The 2,142-nt window shown below is 69.7% G+C and carries 2 protein-coding genes; both read right to left on the bottom strand.

The genetic code is table 11. The features are described from left to right. The coding region (locus ACN269_RS33755) for a hemolysin family protein (protein ID WP_421477254.1) at nt 1–769 on the bottom strand (769 nt) is incomplete at its 3' end. A 229-nt stretch (nt 770–998) separates the two neighbouring features. Further along, nucleotides 999–2,142 (bottom strand): GuaB1 family IMP dehydrogenase-related protein (locus tag ACN269_RS33750; protein WP_421477252.1); only part of this gene is annotated, 1,144 nt, incomplete at its 5' end.

Below are 2,142 nucleotides of genomic sequence, written 5' to 3'. Positions count from 1 at the left end.
TGATCGGGAACCGCGAGTGGCCGGTCTCGATCGCGGCATCGATCAGATCGCTGATGGTGTCGTCGGCCGACAGCGCCTCGATCTTCGAGCGCGGGGTCATCAATTCCTCGGCCGTGCGATCACCGAACTGCAACGAGCGGTCGACCAGAACCGCGGTCACCGGGTCCAGCGAGCCGCGGCGCGCGGAGTTGCGGACCAGCGACACCAACTCCTGCGCGGAGCGGGCCGAGCGCAGCTCCTCGGCGGGCTCGATGCCCATCCGGCGCAGGATCCAGTTCGCGGTGCCGTTGGTCAACTTGATCAGCGGCGTGAACAGCGTCGAGAACAACAACTGCAGCGGCGCCGACCACCGCGCGGTAGGCACCGGCCGGGCAACGGCCAGGTTCTTGGGCACCAGCTCGCCGAACACCATCGACAGCGAGGTGGCGATCAGAATTGACAAGAACAACGCGAGCCCGCGAGTGGCGTTGTCGGGCAGGCCGAACACCGCCAAGCCGGGCCGCAGCAGCCGGGCGACCACCGGTTCGGCCAGGTAGCCCGTCGCCAGCGTGGTGATCGAGATGCCGACCTGCGCACCGGACAGCTGGGTCGACAGGGTGCGATGGGCGCGTTGGACCATGGCATCGCGCCGGTCGCCGCCGCGGGCGTTGGCCTCCACGGTGCTGCGCTCCAGTGCGGTGAGCGAGAACTCGGCTGCGACGAACACCGCCGTCCCCGCGGTGAGGACCAGGATCGCTGTCACCGACAACACGGTCAGCAGGATGCTCACTGCGGCATCACCTGCGGTTGGCCGGGCCGCGAGCCCGGCCGGCTAGAGGAAGGTTCGGCGTCGGCGGCCTCGTGGGCAGGCTGCTCGGACCCGAAGCCCTGCGCTTCCTGTCCCAGCAGCCGGGGTGCCTGCGGCACGTCGGCCCTTTCGTTCAGGTGGCATTCCAGCCACGGTGCAAAGATGAGAGAACCATGCTAGCCCGAGTCGCGCTGAGTGCCGCCGCTGCAGGTCACCAGCCGGTAGGCAGCGGGTGCCCCTCGGCGAACCCGGCAGCCGACTGCACCCCGAGGACCACCTTGTCGTGCAACTCGGCGATCGATGCGGCGCCGACGTAGGTGCAGGTGCTGCGCACCCCGGACGTGATGTGGTCCAGCAGATCCTCGACGCCGCCGCGGGACGGATCCAACCCCATCCGCGAGGTGGAGATGCCTTCCTCGAACAGCGCTTTGCGAGCCCGGTCGAACGCGCCGTCCGCGGCGGTGCGGGCGGCTACCGCCCGCTTGGACGCCATCCCGTAGCTCTCCTTGAAGGGCTGATCGTCACGGTCGCGCAGCAGGTCACCGGGCGACTCGTAGGTACCGGCGAACCACGACCCGATCATCACATTGGACGCGCCGGCGGCCAGCGCCAGGGCGACGTCGCGGGGATGGCGCACCCCGCCGTCGGCCCACACATGGGCACCGAGTTGCCGTGCCGCTGCTGAACATTCGACCACCGCCGAGAACTGCGGCCGGCCGACGCCGGTCATCATCCGGGTCGTGCACATGGCGCCTGGACCTACCCCGACCTTGACGATCGAGGCTCCGGCGCTGATCAGGTCGCGGGTGCCTTCGGCCGACACCACGTTGCCCGCGGCCAACGGAAGACCCAGATCCAGCGAGGACACCGCCTTGATCGCATCGAGCATCTTCTCCTGGTGGCCGTGTGCGGTGTCGATCACCAACAGGTCGACGCCGGCCTCGGTCAACGCCCGGGCCTTGGCGCCGACGTCGCCGTTGATGCCCACGGCGGCCGCGATCCGTAGCCGGCCCTGATCGTCGACGGCGGGGGAGTAAATCTGGGCCCGGACCGCGCCGGTGCGGGTGAGCACCCCGGCCAGCGAGCCGTCGGGCTCGGTCAGCACCGCTACCGGAATCGGCGCATGCTCCAACTGATCGAACACGGTGCGCGGGTCGGTACCGACCGGGACAGTCACGAAATCGGACACCGCGACGTCGCGGACCCGGGTGAACCGGTCGACGCCTGCGCAGGCCGCCTCGGTGACCAGGCCGATGGGGCGGCCCTCGAAGACCACCACCGCCGCGCCGTGGGCGCGTTTGTGCAGCAACGCGATCGCATCGGAGACCGAGTCGTCGGGACCGAGCATGACCGGG

It is taken from the genome of Micromonospora sp. WMMD736 (assembly GCF_049179015.1).
Classification (GTDB): domain Bacteria; phylum Actinomycetota; class Actinomycetes; order Mycobacteriales; family Micromonosporaceae; genus Micromonospora.
The sequence above is the reverse complement of the archived record's forward strand: the minus strand, read 5'-3'. Positions and strand labels throughout refer to the sequence as shown.